Origin of the sequence: Tepidamorphus gemmatus (genome assembly GCF_004346195.1) — a bacterium.
GTDB classification, from domain to species: Bacteria; Pseudomonadota; Alphaproteobacteria; order Rhizobiales; family Tepidamorphaceae; genus Tepidamorphus; species Tepidamorphus gemmatus.
This window is the reverse complement of record NZ_SMAK01000005.1, coordinates 189,899-205,731: the sequence shown is the minus strand read 5'-3', so window position 1 is coordinate 205,731 and position 15,833 is coordinate 189,899. Positions and strand designations below refer to the sequence as shown.

The 15,833-nt window shown below is 69.4% G+C and carries 12 protein-coding genes; 9 read left to right on the top strand and 3 right to left on the bottom strand.

Going from position 1 to position 15,833, the window contains the following annotated elements:
* The first annotated feature begins 53 nt into the window (after positions 1–53).
* The 9 genes from rpsA to EDC22_RS10130 all read left to right on the top strand — a co-directional run bounded on the left by rpsA (position 54) and on the right by EDC22_RS10130 (position 8,697).
* Positions 54–1,772 carry a 30S ribosomal protein S1 gene (rpsA, locus tag EDC22_RS10170; RefSeq protein WP_132806637.1) on the top strand — a complete coding sequence of 573 codons (1,719 nt, stop codon included), beginning with the start codon at positions 54–56 and terminating at the stop codon, positions 1,770–1,772.
* 60 nt (positions 1,773–1,832) lie between these two features.
* Entirely contained in the window at positions 1,833–2,804 is a 972-nt protein-coding gene (gene sppA, locus EDC22_RS10165) for a signal peptide peptidase SppA (protein WP_132806529.1), read from the top strand.
* A gap of 21 nt (positions 2,805–2,825) precedes the next feature.
* On the top strand, positions 2,826–3,110 hold the full coding sequence (gene ihfB / locus EDC22_RS10160) for an integration host factor subunit beta (RefSeq protein ID WP_132806528.1): 285 nt from the start codon (positions 2,826–2,828) through the stop codon (positions 3,108–3,110).
* Between the two features lie 12 nt (positions 3,111–3,122).
* Positions 3,123–3,458: a lipopolysaccharide assembly protein LapA domain-containing protein gene (locus EDC22_RS10155; RefSeq protein ID WP_132806527.1), complete on the top strand. Its 336-nt coding sequence runs from the start codon at positions 3,123–3,125 to the stop codon at positions 3,456–3,458.
* Between the two features lie 150 nt (positions 3,459–3,608).
* A complete protein-coding gene (locus EDC22_RS10150; protein ID WP_245499716.1) occupies positions 3,609–4,301 on the top strand; it encodes a phosphoribosylanthranilate isomerase in 693 nt (230 codons plus the stop codon).
* A complete protein-coding gene (gene trpB / locus EDC22_RS10145; RefSeq protein WP_132806525.1) occupies positions 4,298–5,509 on the top strand; it encodes a tryptophan synthase subunit beta in 1,212 nt (403 codons plus the stop codon). The genes EDC22_RS10150 and trpB overlap by 4 nt, the downstream gene beginning before the upstream one ends.
* A gap of 2 nt (positions 5,510–5,511) precedes the next feature.
* Positions 5,512–6,348, top strand: coding sequence for a tryptophan synthase subunit alpha (trpA, locus tag EDC22_RS10140; protein WP_132806524.1), 837 nt, complete (start codon positions 5,512–5,514; stop codon positions 6,346–6,348).
* Positions 6,349–6,374: 26 nt separating this feature from the next.
* Positions 6,375–7,316, top strand: coding sequence for an acetyl-CoA carboxylase, carboxyltransferase subunit beta (gene accD / locus EDC22_RS10135; RefSeq protein ID WP_132806523.1), 942 nt, complete (start codon positions 6,375–6,377; stop codon positions 7,314–7,316).
* Between the two features lie 70 nt (positions 7,317–7,386).
* Complete coding sequence (locus tag EDC22_RS10130; RefSeq protein ID WP_132806522.1) at positions 7,387–8,697, top strand: bifunctional folylpolyglutamate synthase/dihydrofolate synthase; 1,311 nt, start codon at positions 7,387–7,389, stop codon at positions 8,695–8,697.
* Positions 8,698–8,896: 199 nt separating this feature from the next.
* Here EDC22_RS10130 and trxA read toward each other — a convergent pair whose 3' ends face one another.
* From trxA to addB, 3 genes are all read right to left on the bottom strand, one after another.
* On the bottom strand, positions 8,897–9,217 hold the full coding sequence (gene trxA / locus EDC22_RS10125; protein ID WP_132806521.1) for a thioredoxin: 321 nt from the start codon (positions 9,215–9,217) through the stop codon (positions 8,897–8,899).
* A gap of 119 nt (positions 9,218–9,336) precedes the next feature.
* Positions 9,337–12,732, bottom strand: coding sequence for a double-strand break repair helicase AddA (gene addA, locus EDC22_RS10120; RefSeq protein WP_165926862.1), 3,396 nt, complete (start codon positions 12,730–12,732; stop codon positions 9,337–9,339).
* Between the two features lie 7 nt (positions 12,733–12,739).
* Entirely contained in the window at positions 12,740–15,829 is a 3,090-nt protein-coding gene (addB, locus tag EDC22_RS10115; protein WP_132806519.1) for a double-strand break repair protein AddB, read from the bottom strand.
* Positions 15,830–15,833 lie beyond the last annotated feature (4 nt).

The following is a 15,833-nucleotide window of genomic DNA, read 5'->3' as shown; positions in this document are numbered from 1 at the left end:
GTGCGGTCGGAGAGTGCGGACGAGAGCAGGAAAGCACCGTGGCCTTAGCCAGTATGGAAAAATTCCCCACCAAGGAAGATTTCGCCGCTCTTCTCGAAGAGAGCTTCAACACCAGCACCCTCGCCGAAGGGTCGGTCGTGGAGGGGCGGGTCGTCGCCATCGAGAAGGACATGGCGGTGATCGACGTCGGCCTGAAGACCGAAGGGCGCGTCCCTCTGCGCGAGTTCGGGCTGCACGGGCGCGAACCGTCGATCAAGGTCGGCGACAAGGTCGAGGTCTATCTCGAACGTGTCGAGAACGCGCTCGGAGAGGCCGTCATCAGCCGTGACAAGGCGCGCCGCGAAGAGAGCTGGGAGAAGCTCGAGAAGGCCTTCGAGGCCGGCGAGAAGGTCGAGGGCGTGATCTTCAACTCGGTCAAGGGTGGCTTCACGGTCGATCTCGACGGCGCGGTGGCGTTTCTGCCCCGCAGCCAGGTCGACATCCGCCCGGTCCGCGACGTCGGCCCGCTGATGAACACGCCGCAGCCGTTCCAGATCCTGAAGATGGACCGGCGGCGCGGCAATATCGTCGTCTCGCGCCGTACGGTGCTCGAGGAAACGCGGGCCGAGCAGCGCTCGGAGCTGGTCCAGAGCCTCGAGGAAGGCCAGGTCATCGAGGGTGTCGTCAAGAACATCACCGACTATGGTGCGTTCGTCGATCTCGGCGGCATCGATGGGCTGCTGCATGTCACCGACATCGCCTGGCGGCGCATCAACCACCCCACCGAGGTGCTCTCGGTCGGCCAGACCGTCCGCGTGCGGATCATCAAGATCAACCACGAGACGCAGCGCATCAGCCTCGGCATGAAGCAGCTGGAGGCCGATCCGTGGGAGGGCGTCGAGGCGAAGTATCCGATCGGCGCGCGCTTCAAGGGGCGGGTCACCAACATCACCGACTACGGCGCCTTCGTCGAGCTGGAACCGGGCGTCGAGGGCCTGATCCACGTCTCGGAGATGAGCTGGACGAAGAAGAATGTCCATCCGGGCAAGATCGTCTCGACCTCCCAGGAGGTCGAGGTGGCGGTGCTCGAGGTCGATCCGGTCAAGCGGCGCATCTCGCTCGGCCTCAAGCAGTGCCTGCCCAACCCGTGGGAGAGCTTTGCGGAGCGCTTCCCGGTCGGCTCGATCGTCGAGGGCGAGGTCAAGAACAAGACCGAGTTCGGCCTGTTCATCGGGCTCGAGGGCGACGTCGACGGCATGGTGCATCTGTCCGACCTCGACTGGAACCGCCCCGGCGAACAGGTCATCGAGGAGTTCAACCGCGGCGACATCGTCAAGGCGCAGGTGCTCGACGTCGATGTCGAGAAGGAGCGCATCAGCCTCGGTATCAAGCAGCTCGGCGGCGATCCGTTCGCCACGGCGGCCGAGGGGGCGGATCTGCGCAAGAACGCCGTCGTGACCTGCGAGGTCCTCGACGTGAAGGAGGGTGGCATCGACGTGAAGATCGTCGGCACCGACCTGACGGCCTTCATCCGTCGCTCCGACCTCGCCCGCGACCGGTCCGAGCAGCGTCCCGAGCGCTTCGCCCGCGGCGACAAGGTGGATGCCCGCATCACCCAGTTCGATCGCAAGAACCACAAGGTGTCGGTGTCGATCAAGGCGCTTGAGATCGCCGAGGAGAAGGAGGCGGTCGCCCAGTACGGCTCGACCGACTCCGGCGCCTCGCTCGGCGATATTCTCGGTGCCGCGCTGAGCAAGGCGCAGGCACAGTCCTCCGAGACGAAGAACGACTGACACGTTGCCTTCCGGCCGCGGCTGCGCGCCGCGGCCGGTGTCCAACCCTAGCGAGCCGCCATGTCGCTGGACGCCGACCAGATCCTCGACCGGCGCCGACTGCGCCGCAAGCTCTCCTTCTGGCGGGTCGTTGCCTTTGTTCTCGCCGGCGTCGCACTCGTCGCGCTTGTCGCCGTCTCGATGCCGGACACCGAGATCGGTTCGCGCAAGGCGCACATCGCCCGGCTCGCCATCGACGGCATCATCGTCGAGAACCGCGATCTGCAGAAGCTTCTGGAGCGGATAGAGAAGTCCGGCAGCGCCAGGGCCCTTATCGTCTCGATCAACAGTCCCGGCGGCACCACGGCCGGGTCCGAGGCGCTCTACGAGGCGCTGCGCAAGGTTGCGGCCAGGAAGCCGGTGGTTGCCCAGATCGGTACCGTGGCGGCCTCGGGCGGCTACGCGGCAGCGATCGCTGCCGACCACATCGTTGCCCGCCGAACCTCCATCACCGGGTCGATCGGCGTCCTGTTCCAGTGGGCGGACGTCAGTGAACTGCTGTCGGACATCGGCGTCGAGGTTGATACGGTGAAGAGCGGTCCGCTGAAGGCGGAGCCCAATCCGTTCGAGCCGACCAGCCAGGAGGCACGCGCCGCGATCCAGGCGCTGGTGCTTGATTCCTACGACTGGTTCATCGGCCTGGTGGCGGAGCGGCGCAATCTCGACATGGCCACGGCACGGCGTGTCTCCGACGGGCGCATCTACACGGGCGGCCAGGCGCTGGCGCTCGGTCTGATCGACGCGATCGGCGGCGAGGATGCAGTACGCGACTACCTTGCTTCGACGCACAACATCGACCGCGACCTCGAGATCCGCGACTGGACACCCGACGGCCCACTCGGCGGACTCGGTCTGGTCGAGACGGTTGCGGCGATCGCGCGGCTGGCAGGGCTCGACAAGCTGGCGGCGGCGCTTGCGCGGCTTCACCATTTGCAGATTGGCGCACTTGACGGGCTGGTATCGCTCTGGCAACCTCAAAATATTGAAAAATAAGAGGGATCATCCGGGGGCCCGATGATCAAGTCCGAGCTCGTTCAGCGCATCGCGCAAGCCAATCCGCATCTCTATCAGCGGCATGTCGAGCTGATCGTGAACACCGTCCTCGACGAGATCACCGCCGCGCTGGCGCGGGGCGACAGGGTCGAGCTGAGAGGCTTCGGCGCCTTCTCGGTGAAGGATCGGCCGGCCCGCACCGGCCGCAATCCGCGCACCGGCGCGAAGGTCGAGGTGGATCAGAAGTTCGTTCCGTTCTTCAAGACCGGCAAGGAACTGCGAGAACGCCTGAACGGCAGGAGCTGACCGCCGCCAACGATGATCCATCGCCTCGTCCAGATCCTGATCACGCTGCCGCTCGCCGTGCTGATCATTGCCTTCTCGGTGGCCAACCGCGCACCGGTCCGGGTTTCCCTCGATCCGTTCGGTTCGGGCGATACCGCGCTCTCGGTCTCGGTCCCGCTGTTCCTGCTGGTGCTCGGCTGTCTCCTCGTCGGCGTGCTTGTCGGCGGGACGGCGGCATGGCTCAGTCAGGGCAAGTGGCGGCGGCGCGCGCGGCTGTCACGCGAGGAGGCCGCGCGATGGCGCCACCGTGCCGGGGAGGCGGACCGCAAGCTGCCGGCGGCGCCGGGCCTGCCCGCGCTCAGACGCTGATCCGATTCGCCAGCGCGGCTGGCGCCGCGCCCGATGCCGCCCGGCGGCCCCGGTGGCGATGCCGGCCCGGCATGGACTCCGGCCGCCATTCCGTGGCACCTATCGCCGCATCCGATCCCCGATGCCGACATCCGGCAGGAGCCCAGTCGCGTGAACCAGAGCGGGCATATCGACGTCAAGATCTGCGGGCTGACCGACGAGACCGCGGTGGCGGCCTCGCTGGGGGCCGGCGCCGACATGCTCGGCTTCGTGTTCTTTCCGCCGAGCCCGCGACATGTCGATCCGGCGCGGGCGGCGCAGCTGGCCGCGCCGGTGCGCGGCAGGGCGCGGATCGTGTCGCTCACCGTCGATGCCGACGACCTGACCTTCGATGCGATCTTCCACACGCTCGGTCCAGACATCCTCCAGCTGCATGGGCGCGAGAGCCCCGAGCGGGTGGCTCAGCTCAAGACCCGCTATAACGTCGAGACGATGAAGGTGATCGCGGTCCGCGAGGCGGCGGACCTTGCGGCGGTCGAACCCTATCTCGGCGTCGCAGACCGGATCCTGTTCGACGCCAAGGCGCCAGCCGCAGCGAGCCGGCCGGGCGGCCTCGGCATCCGCTTCGACTGGCATCTGCTCGCCGGGCTTGACCTTCCCCGCCCGTGCATGCTGTCGGGAGGGCTGGACGCCGAGGTGGTGGCTGCGGCGATCGGAATTGCCCGGCCCGACGGCGTCGACGTTTCCTCGGGCGTCGAGGCCAGGCCGGGTGAGAAGGACCCGGCAGCCATTGCCCGTTTCGTCGAAGCCGTACGGCGAACCGAGCGGACACTCGGCGCGCCCAGCCGGAGGAAAGCTTCGTGAACGTCGCCAACACCTATCGCGCCGGCCCCGACGAGCGTGGCCATTTCGGTCTGTACGGCGGACGCTTCGTTGCCGAGACGCTGATGCCGCTGATCCTCGACCTCGAAAGGGCGTGGAATGAAGCCAAGACGGATCCGGCCTTCAAGGCCGAACTCGACGATCTCAATGCCCACTACAGCGGGCGGCCGAGCCCGCTCTATTTCGCCGCGCGGCTGACCGAACATCTCGGCGGCGCCAAGATCTACTTCAAGCGTGACGAGCTGAACCACACCGGCAGCCACAAGATCAACAACTGCCTCGGCCAGATCCTGCTCGCCCGCCGCATGGGCAAGACCCGGATCATCGCCGAGACCGGCGCCGGCCAGCACGGGGTGGCGTCAGCGACGGTCGCGGCCCGGTTCGGCTATCCCTGCATCGTCTACATGGGCGCTACCGATGTCGAGCGGCAGAAGCCCAATGTGTTCCGCATGAAGCTGCTGGGCGCCGAGGTCCACCCGGTCACCTCGGGCGCGGGCACTCTGAAGGACGCGATGAACGAGGCGTTGCGCGACTGGGTGACCAACGTCGAAACGACCTATTACATCATCGGCACCGCGGCCGGGCCGCACCCCTATCCGGAGATGGTGCGCGACTTCCAGTCGGTGATCGGCCGGGAGGCGAGGGACCAGATCCTCGCAGCCGAGGGACGTCTGCCGGATGTGCTGGTGGCCGCCGTCGGCGGCGGCTCGAACGCCATCGGCCTGTTCCACCCGTTCCTCGACGATGCGGACGTCGAGATCTACGGAGTCGAGGCCGGCGGCCACGGTCTCGACGGCGACCAGCACTGCGCCTCGCTGAATGCCGGACGCCCCGGTGTTCTGCATGGCAACCGCACCTATCTGCTGCAGGACGACGACGGCCAGATCCTCGAGGGCCACTCGATCTCGGCCGGTCTCGACTATCCGGGCATCGGGCCCGAGCACGCCTGGCTCAAGGATACCGGTCGGGTGACCTATGTGCCGATCACCGACGAAGAGGCGCTGGAGGCGTTCCAGCTGTGCACGCGGCTCGAGGGCATCATCCCGGCGCTCGAGCCCTCGCACGCGCTGGCGCAGGTGATGAAGCTTGCGCCGAGCATGGGGAAGGATCAGATCATCGTCATGAACATGTGCGGCCGCGGCGACAAGGACGTCTTCACGGTGGGCAAGATCCTGGGGTTCGACCTGTGAGCGTGGCGACCCGTATCGACCGCCGCTTCGCCGCGCTGCAAGACGAGGGCAGGGCGGGACTTGTCACCTTCGTCACCGCCGGTGATCCCGACCCCGACACCTCCCTGGCGATCCTGAAGGCGCTGCCCAAGGCGGGTGCCGACGTCATCGAGATCGGCATGCCCTTCTCCGACCCGATGGCCGACGGACCGGCGATCCAGGCCTCGGGCCGCCGTGCGCTGCTCGCCGGCCAGACCATGCGCCGGACGCTGTCGATGGTGCGCGCCTTCCGGGAGGGCGATGACGAGACGCCGATCGTGCTGATGGGCTACTACAACCCGATCTATTCCTACGGCACAGAGACCTTTCTCGTCGACGCGAAAGCCGCCGGCGTCGACGGACTGATCGTCGTCGACCTGCCGCCGGAGGCCGACGACGAACTCTGCCTGCCGGCGCTCGCGCACGGGCTCAACTTCATCCGGCTGGCGACGCCGACGACTGACGAGAAGCGGCTGCCGCGCGTCCTCCTGAACACGTCCGGATTCGTCTACTATGTCTCGATCACCGGGATCACCGGAACAAGGGCGCCGGACACGACCGCGGTGACCGCCGCGGTCGCACGCATCAAGCGCCACACCAGGTTGCCCGTGGCGGTCGGCTTCGGGGTGAAGACACCGGAGCAGGCCGCCGCGATCGCGGCCGGCGCGGATGCGGTCGTCGTCGGCTCGGCGCTGGTCGAAGAGGTGCGAGGCTCGCTCGACGCGGCGGGCCGTGCTACTGATCGTACGGTCGATGCAGTGGCCGGACTGGTCCGCCGGCTTGCCGCCGGCGTCCGCGCCGGCCGGACCGTCGCCGCCTGAGGCGGCCGAACGAAGAGGCTCAGTTCGTGAACTGGATCAACAACGTCGTCCGTCCGAAGATCCGCGGCCTTCTGCAGAAGCGGGAAGTGCCGGAGAACCTCTGGGTCAAGTGCCCGGAAACCGGCGAAATGGTGTTCCACCGCGATCTCGAGGCGAACCTGTATGTGATTCCTGGTTCCGGCCATCACATGCGGATGCCGGTGGAGGCCAGGCTCAGGCATCTGTTCGATAGCGGCGAGTTCGTCGACATCGAGACGCCGGAGGTTCCCGCGGACCCGCTGAAGTTCCGCGACGAGCGCCGCTATTCGGACCGCATCAAGGACGCCCGCGCCAAGACCGGCATGCGCGACGCCGTGCGGGTGTGCTACGGCACGCTCGACGGACTGCCGGTGACAGTCGGTGTCCAGAACTTCGAGTTCATGGGCGGGTCCCTCGGCATGGCGGCCGGTGAGGCGGTGGTCACCGGCATGGAGACGGCGGCCGAGCGGCGCACGCCCTTCATCATGTTCGCGGCTTCCGGCGGGGCGCGCATGCAGGAAGGCATCCTGTCGCTGATGCAGATGCCACGCACGACGGTTGCCGTGCAGAAGCTGCGCGAGGCGCGGCTGCCCTACATCGTGGTGCTGACCCACCCGACCACCGGCGGCGTCACCGCCTCCTATGCGATGCTCGGCGACATCCATATCGCCGAACCCGGCGCCCTCATCGGCTTCGCCGGGCCGCGCGTGATCGAACAGACCATCCGTGAGAAGCTGCCGCCCGGCTTCCAGCGCAGCGAATACCTGCTCAAGCACGGCATGGTCGACATGGTGGTGCACCGTCACGACCTGCGGGCGACGCTCAGCCGTCTGTGCCGACTGCTGCTGAAGGCCCCCTCGCTCGCCGACGAGCGCCCGCTCGCAGGCATGCCGGACGTCGCGGCCGCGCCGCAGGCGCTGCCACCGCCGCTGGCCGAGGCAGCCGACTGACGCGCGAAGCCGACGCGGGACGTCGTTTCCTGCATATCGTCCCGGGCCGCGGGACCCTATGAGGTTGCGAATGGCCGCATCTGACCTGATCCTCGACCGTCTGGCCGCGTTGCATCCGCGCAAGATCGACCTGTCGCTCGACCGCATGCACCGGATACTCGCCGCGCTCGGCAATCCGGAGCGGCGGCTGCCGCCGGTCGTCCATGTCGCCGGTACCAACGGCAAGGGCTCCACCGTTGCCTATCTGCGGGCCATCACCGAGGCGGCGGGCCGGCGGGCCCATGTCTATACCTCGCCGCATCTGGTGCGGTTCCACGAGCGTATCCGGCTGGCCGACGAGAACGGCACCAGCAAGCTGGTCGGCGAGGCTGAACTCGCCGCGGCGCTCGAGGAATGCGAACGGGCCAATGCCGGCGCGCCGATCACCATCTTCGAGATCACCACGGCTGCCGCCTTCCTGATCTTCTCGCGGCATCCCGCCGACCTGCTGCTGCTCGAGGTCGGCCTCGGCGGACGGCTCGACGCAACCAATGTGATCGACCGTCCGGCGGCGACCATCATCACGCCGATCTCGATGGATCACGCCCAGTATCTCGGCGACACGATCGAACTGATCGCCGCCGAGAAGGCCGGCATCATCAAGCGCGGCGTTGCCTGCATCGTGGCGCGGCAGCCGCGCGCTGCGGAGCAGGTCATCGCGCGGGCGGCGGCCCGGCTCGCGGCGCCGCTGTCGATCTCCGGCCAGGACTGGCACGCCGGGGAGGAGCGCGGTCGCCTCGTCTATCAGGACGAGCACGGGTTGATGGACCTGCCGATGCCGCGCCTGCTCGGCCGGCACCAGATCGAGAATGCCGGTGCAGCGATCGCCACGCTCGGCCATCTGCCGTTCGCCGTCGACGAGGCGGCGGTCGCGACGGCCATGCAGACGGTGGACTGGCCGGCGCGGATGCAGCCGCTGCGCGTCGGGCCGATCGCCGATGCGGCGCCTGCCAATGCCGACATATGGCTGGACGGCGGCCACAATCCCGCTGCCGGCGAGGTGCTGGCGGCAGCCCTCGCCGAACTCGAGGAGCGCAATCCGCGCCCGGTGTACCTCGTCAGCGGCATGCTGACCAGCAAGGACGCCTCGGGCTTCTTCACGCCGTTCGCAGGTCTCGTGCGCGAGGTCGTCACCGTGCCGATCCCGGACGTCGAGGCCTCGTTCGATCCCGTCGAACTCGCCGCGGACGCGGCGCGCGCCGGCCTGTCCGCCCGCGTCGCGGCGAGTGTCGAGGAGGCGCTGGCAAGCCTGCCGCGCGACGAGCCGGCTCGCGTGCTGATCTGCGGCTCGCTTTATCTCGCCGGACACGTACTGCGGATCCAGGAGACGGTACCGCAATAGCGCAGCTCATCTCCGGCGGCCTCGATGATCCGCGTCAGCTCGCTTCGGCGTCGCAAATGCTGACGGAGGCGCGGCGTCCGCTTCTCCGGGAGGTGCGCCAGCCGGCGACGGGGGGCGCGGCAGAGAACGAATCTGCGGCGACGCCCGGGACGCCGCCGTCAGGCGGAGACGCGATGTCGGTCCGACCGGTCGCCTCCGGTCAGATCGATTCGTTGATCCAGGAGATCAGCCGGCTCTTCGGCTGGACGCCGACCTGGGTGCCGACCGGCTGTCCATCCTTGAACAGGATCAGGGTCGGGATGGCGCGCACGCCGTAGTTCGACGGCACCTTCGGGTTCTCGTCGACATTGACCTTGGCGATCTTCACCTTGCCGTCCAGCTCGGTCGCGATCTCGTCGAGCATCGGCGCGATCTGGCGGCAGGGACCGCACCACTCGGCCCAGAAGTCGACCAGGACCGGCTCGGCTGAATCGAGCACGTCAGCCTGGAACGAAGCGTCGGAAACGTGGGAAGCAGCCATCTGGTACCTCGTGGGGATGGAGTCTGCCGGGCGGAGGTCCGGCCGTGCGTCGCCGGAAGGTAGGTACCGGGCCCGGCAGCGTCAAGGCAGGGCCGGCAGCCGGATGCCGCAGACGCGGCTCAGCCGATCTGCATCAGGCGCGGGGCTGACGTCCACAACAGCGCCGTGCGCACGGTCTTCCCGGGCCAGATCCGCGCTGCCAGCCTGCGATAAGCATCGAGCTGTGCGCGGTAGGCCTGTGGCACCCCGTCCGGGCCGTCCGGCACCAGGCGATCCGTCTTGTAGTCGACGATCAGAACCTCGTCGGCGCAGACCAGCAGCCTGTCCACCTGTCCGAGCACGCGCTCGCCGTTCGGCCCGCCAGGGCCGGCGATGGTGGCCTCGGCGAGCCCGCCCGGCGCAAAGACCGGAGCGAACACGGGGTCGGCCAGGATCGCCAGCACGCGGGCCGCGATCGCCTCGCGATCCTGCTGCGTCCAGTCGGGAGCGAGCACCTGCAGCGCTCGCGCGGCGGCGGCAGCACGATCCGGCACGGCGATCTCCGGCAGGCTTTCGAGCAGACGGTGGATGACGGTCCCGCGCCGGCGTGCCGCTGCTGCGCCGGCCGGGTCGGTTGCGGCCCGAAATCCCGGCGCGTGCCCGGCGAGTCGGGACGGGGCAAGTGCGGGACCGGTGGCTGCCTCGGCCGCAGCGGGTTCACGCAGCCAAGCCGGTAGCGGCTCCTGTCCGGTGCCACTCCCGGTCTGCCGCGCGACCGGCGCCGCCTCGCCCTCGCCGACCAGCCGCCGCACGGGGCCATCCGGGGTATCGGCATCGACGAGCAGCGGATCGAGCGCGCTCGACACGATGTCGTGCCAGGTCGGCTCCGAGGTCCGGCGCGTGCCGTTGCGAAAACCGGCGATGTAGAGCCGGTCGCGCGCCCGTGTCATCGCGACATAGAGCAGCCGGTTCTCCTCCGCGGCCCGGGCGCGTTCGGCAGCCTCCCGCAAGGTGGCCGTCGCCGCGCAGTCTTCGGCCTTGCTCGGGGCGAAGACCAGCGGCCCGCCGGGACCCTCACCGAAGCGGAACAGCGGCCCGACGCTCCGGCCGCTTGCAGCGCGGGCACAGTCGGGCAGGAACACCACCGGAGCCTCGAGGCCCTTGGCGCCGTGCACCGTCATCACCCGCACCTCGTCGCGACCCTTGTCCATGTCGCGCTTGATCTCGGTCGGTGCGGCCTCGAGCCAGGCCAGGAAACCGGGCAGGCTCGGGGTCTCGGCCCGTTCGTAGGCGAGCGCCAGGCCGAGGAATTCGTCCAGCGCCTCGAAGGCCTCGGCGCCGAGGCGGGCATGGAACGCCGCGCGGCCGCGGCCGGCGCCGAGCAGCCCGGCATAGAAATCGTAGGGCCGCTGGAAGCCGACCCGGGCGCGCCAGTCGGCCAGGAGGTCGCGGATTGGGGCGAGCGCCGCGTCGGTCTCGGCCTTCTCGACCAGCGCCTGCCACAGCGACCCGCGCCGGCCGGCCGCAAGTGCCATCAGATCGTCCTCGCCCAGCCCGATCAGCGGGCTCTTCAACAGTGCAGCAAGCGTCAGATCGTCCTCGGGCATCAGCGCGAAGCGGCCGACGGCGACAAGATCCATCACCGCAATATGATCGGTCAGCACCATCCGATCGGCGCCAGCGACCGGAATGCCGTGCGCCTTCAGTGCGCGAATCATCAGTTCGGCGAAGGGTTTGCGGCGCGCCAGCAGGATCATGACGTCGCCGGGACGGATCGGCAGGCCGGTCGCCTCCAGTCGCTCCTCGCGGTCGATCCAGCCCCTGATCGTGCGGGCGATGCGGCTGGCCAGCCGGGCGGCGGGACTCTCGGCCCGCTCGACATCGAGGGGAGCATCCCAAGGGGTCACCGGCTCGACCGGCTCCGGCTCGATCACCGGCCAGATCTCGACGAGACCCGGATCCCGCTCGCGCACCGCCGTGTGGATCACCTCCTCACGATCCACCTCAAGGACGACGCCCGCGGCTGCGGGACCGGTCCGGAACACCTCGTCGACGGCCTTCAGGATCGCCGGGGTCGAGCGGAAGGACAGTCGCAGGGTCACCCCACGGAACGGCTTGCCGACCTCACGCGCCGCGCGCTCGAAATGCTTGCGCATCGCCGCGAAGCGGGCCGGTTCGGCGCCCTGGAAGGAGTAGATCGACTGCTTGATGTCGCCGACCGCGAACACCGTGCGGTCGGCCTGACGGGCGCCCTCGCCGGCAAAGAACTCGCCGGCTATCCGGTCGATGATCTCCCATTGGCGCGGGCTGGTATCCTGCGCCTCGTCGACCAGGATGTGGTCGATGCCGCCGTCCAGCTTGTAGAGCACCCAGGCAGCGTCGGTGCGGGTCAGCAGCATCGCGGTGCGCTCGATGAGATCGTCGAAGTCGAGCAGCCCGCGCAGCGACTTGATCGACTGGTAGCGCTGGAGGATGGCATCGGCGATGGTGAACAGCGCGCGGTTGAACTCGAGCAGCCTGGCTGCGGAAAGCTGCGGCGCCAGCCGCGCCACGCGGTCTCGCTCGGCCTCCAGCCGACGGCATAGCTCCGGTTCCGCAGCCGCCAGCGCGTTCGTCACGATGGCGCGTCGGGCGGTTCCCTCGCGGGTCAGGAACACGGCGAGATAGTCATCGAGCGCGGCGTTGCCGACAGCCGCGGCGGCCGCGGCCAACCGGTCGCCGAGGTGTTCGTCTCTTGTCGATCCCTGGCGCATCCACGTGGCGACGGAGGCCCATTCCGAACGCGGCAGCGACCGGCCAGCGAGGATCTCGTCGATCAGCCCCGCTTCCGTCGTACCCGACGGCAGGCCGATTGCCGCGCCTAGGCTGTCGAGCGCCCGCCCGAGGTCGCCGCCGTCATGCAGCCAGTCGAGAAGCTCGCTGCGCCGGCTGACGACTTCGGCGATGAGGCCGTCGAGAGAGGTGTCCGACAAGCGCGCCACCACAACCGCCAGCGCCGCCGAGAGTTGCGCGTCCGTGGCCGCCTGCATCAGGATCTCGCCGCGCGCGGTCGCAAGCAGCTCGGCCGCCGTGCGGTCGTCGAGCACGGTGAAACCGGCAGTGACACTTGCCTCGAACGGGAACTGTTGCAGGAGCCGCTCGCAGAAGGCGTGGATCGTCTGGATCTTCAGGCCACCCGGTGTCTCGACGGCTTCGGCGAACAAGCGTCGTGCCCGTTCGGCCTCCGCCGCGGTCGGCCTGCGGCCGGTAATGCGGGCGATCTCGTCGGCGAGAGTCGCGTCGTCGGCGATCGCCCAGCCGGCAAGCCAGTCGAAGACGCGGTTGGCCATCTCCGAGGCGGCCGCCTTGGTATAGGTGATGCAGAGCAGGCGCGAGGGGTTCGTGCCGGCAAGCAAGAGCCGCAGCACCCGCTGTGCCAGCACATAGGTCTTGCCCGCGCCGGCATTGGCCTTCACCCAGGCCGAGACGCGCGGATCGGATGCCTCGCGCTGCGCCGCGATGGTTGCGTCAAGCGGGCGGGCCGCGACGTTCGTCACCGCCGGATCACTCCTCGCCGCCGCCCGCCACCGCCCATTCCGGCCAGCGGGAGAGATGATCGTAGTCGTTGAATCGCTTGAGGAACTGGGCTCGCGGCTTGACATGATAGGGCTGTCCCGGATCGCAGAATCGGTGCAGCAGCCCGATCAGGCGGTTCAGCGTCTCCTCGGCGAAGGCGGCGACCGTCGTATCGTTCGGGGCGATCGGCAGGATGCTGCCGGCCCGCCGGCTTCCCTTGAGCTCGATGTAGACCAGTTCGGTCGCGACCAGTCCGGGCTCGACGCCGTCGAAGCCGCCGCGCATGGCGATCGCCGCTTCGAGCGGCAGCTGCGGGCTCAGTCCCGACAGCACTTGCGGCGGGCTGGGCACCGATCCGGTCTTGTAGTCGACGATGCGCAGCGTGCCGTCCGGCCTGACGTCGATCCGGTCGGCCCTGCCGGTCAGCGTCATGCGACGGCCGGCAATGTCGAGCTCGAGCGCGCCGCCGGTCTCGACGATGCGACGAGCCTTCACGCGGCGGTCCTCCGCATCGATGGCTGCGAACCACTCGGCGACCCGGAGGAAGCGCGGCCACCAGATCGCCTTCACTTCCGGAAAGTCGTCGAGCCGGGCGAACAGCTCGCGACCGATGGCGATCAGGTCGGGCGTCTCGCCGGCCTCGGTCCGGTGGACGAAGCGCGCCAACGCATCGTGCAGGATCTCGCCCCGGCTCGACGCGTCCGGCGCCTCGTCGAGTCCCGGCAGCGGTTCGAGACCCAGAATCCGGCGCGCATAGATGGAATAGGGGTCGCGGATCAGCGTCTCGACCTCGGTGACACTGATGCGTGTCGGGCGCAGCTCGAGCGGCGGGCAAGGTGCCGGCTCGGCCATCGCGCGCGGCGCAGCCTCGGCGAGATCGAGGCGGCGGGCGAAGCCCTTCAGCCGGTTCCCGGCCTCGCACATGCGCGCGTAGCGCTTGCTGCCGACGACGGCGGCCAGACGGCGAAGCCAGCGCGAGGCGACGGTGGGCGCGCCGCCGATCTTCATGGCCCGCGCCAGCAGAACCTCAGGGGCCCCCAGCGCCTGGGCGACGTCATGGGCCGCCAGTCCGATGAAGCGCTCCGGAGCCTCGAGGCCGATGACCCCGCGCATCGGGCGGTTGAGGAACGGATCGGTGCGCGTGTCGGCTGGCCACACGCCCTCGTCGAGCCCACCGAGCACGATCAGATCGGCCGACAGCAGACGGGCCTCGAGCGGGCCGAGAATCGCCAGACGCGGATGGCCGGCGCGTACCGGGCGGACGGCACGGCCGGCCATCAGCGCCGCCAGCAGCGCGGGGTATTCGGCAAGCGTCACGTCAGGTCCGTCGCCGGCAGATGCGAGCAACTCCTCGAGGAAGGCATCGAGTGCGGTGACGTCCTCGCCGGAAGGCAGCTCGTCCGCCTCGCCGGCAATGACCCTCGACAGGGCCTCGGCATGGCTGGCAACGACCTTCGCCAGCGGCACGGGCGGCGAATCGCGCAACCGCTCCAGCGGTTCGAGCGCCGCGCTGATGCGGGTCGCCAGGTCGAAGGCCGCATCGCGGTCGGCGGTGTCGAGGCGGCGTACGGCCGGATGGTCGAACCGGTCGGCGGACCGCAGAAGGCGCTCGGTGGCGACCCGGATCAGGCCGTCACATCCCGGTGCAGGTCGTGGTCCGCGCAAGACCGCGAGCTCGAGCCACCGCGCTGCGCGCCGTGCGGCTGCCGTGTCCAGTCCGAACCTTGCCAGCGGGTGCTGGATGAGCGCGACGAGCGCCACCGGCTCGAGCCGGCGTGCCACCGTCTCGACGATCTGCCGGAACAGGCCGCCGGCCGGCGTCTCGGCCAGCGGCACACCGGCGGAATCATCGACGGTGATCTGCCAGCGCGCCAGTTCCGCCGCGACCCGCCGCGCAAGTCCGCGGTCCGGGGTCACCAGCGCCGCGGTTCGGCCCGGCGTCGCGACGGTCTCGCGAAGCGCGATCGCAATGGCGAGCGCCTCCTCGGCCTCATCGGCGGCCTCCAGCACGCCGATACCGGACACGGCCGCATCGAGCAGCCCGTCGCCGAGACGCCGGTCGAGGCTCGCCCACTGTTCGGTGGTGGCGGCCGGCCGGAAAGCCTCGCCGACAAGCCGGTCGCGGGCCGGCCGCGGCGCCGCGACGAGCGGTTCCACCGAGGCCCGTACCGCGCCGAGACGTCCGAGCAGTCGCTTGAGGCCGTACTGGGGGTGGCCCGGATGCGGTGCGCTCGCCGCGTCGATCGCCGTCCAGGCTTCTTCGTCCAAATCGAGATCGAGCCCCGGCAGCACGACGGCACCGTGGGGCAGGCGGGCGATCACGGCGAGCAGGGCGGCAGTCGCCGGTATCGTGCCGGTCGAACCGGCGGCGATGATCGGTCCGGTGGGCGGGCAATGTGCGAGACGGGCGGCTTCTGCGCGCAACAGGGCATTGCGCCGGGTGGCCGGGTCGCTGGCGCCACGTTCCTCCAGCAGGCGCGGCCATTCCTCGGAAACGATCCTGAGAAAACCAACGGTCAATGCCCAGTAGGCGGCGTGATCCTCCGGCACCAGTTCTTCAAGCGCCCGGAACGAGACGCCCTCGGTCTCGAAATCGTCGATCAGCCGGGCGAGATCGCGGGCGAGAAGGGCAGCGTCGCCCGGGACGACGGGAATGGCGACCGGCTCCTCGCGCCCCGGCACGAGCAGGGTCTGCGCCACGCTACGCCCCCAGGCCAGCACCATCGTGGCAAGGAGCAGATGGCGTTGCAGCGGCGGTATCGCCGGTGGCAGATCGAGGGCGGCGCCGCCGCCGAATGTGCCCTCGCCGAAGAGGGCGAGGTCCACCTCGTCGACATCACCGATGGGGCGGATGCGGGGCAGCAGCGTGGCGCCGCCGACGCGCTCGGCGAGGAGCTCGGCGAACGTCCGGCAGGCGCGGCGGGTCGGCAGCAGGACGAGATGTTCCTCGAGGGCGAAGCGGCGTCCCTCCGGCGCGGGCGGCACCAGCCTGCCGGCGATCAGCGCGTCGGCGAATGCCGGCAGGAAGGCCGCCGAGGGTGGTATGGTCCACAGCCGGGGGGGCGCCGGGGCTGTCATCGGT

What these genes read in the sequence shown, in the direction of transcription:
- rpsA (WP_132806637.1), top strand. Translation starts at nt 54, where the DNA reads ATGGAAAAATTCCCCACCAAGGAAGATTTCGCCGCTCTTCTCGAAGAG.
- sppA (WP_132806529.1), top strand. Translation starts at nt 1,833, where the DNA reads ATGTCGCTGGACGCCGACCAGATCCTCGACCGGCGCCGACTGCGCCGC.
- ihfB (WP_132806528.1), top strand. Translation starts at nt 2,826, where the DNA reads ATGATCAAGTCCGAGCTCGTTCAGCGCATCGCGCAAGCCAATCCGCAT.
- EDC22_RS10155 (WP_132806527.1), top strand. Translation starts at nt 3,123, where the DNA reads ATGATCCATCGCCTCGTCCAGATCCTGATCACGCTGCCGCTCGCCGTG.
- EDC22_RS10130 (WP_132806522.1), top strand. Translation starts at nt 7,387, where the DNA reads ATGGCCGCATCTGACCTGATCCTCGACCGTCTGGCCGCGTTGCATCCG.
- trxA (WP_132806521.1), bottom strand. Translation starts at nt 9,217, where the DNA reads ATGGCTGCTTCCCACGTTTCCGACGCTTCGTTCCAGGCTGACGTGCTC.
- addB (WP_132806519.1), bottom strand. Translation starts at nt 15,829, where the DNA reads ATGACAGCCCCGGCGCCCCCCCGGCTGTGGACCATACCACCCTCGGCG.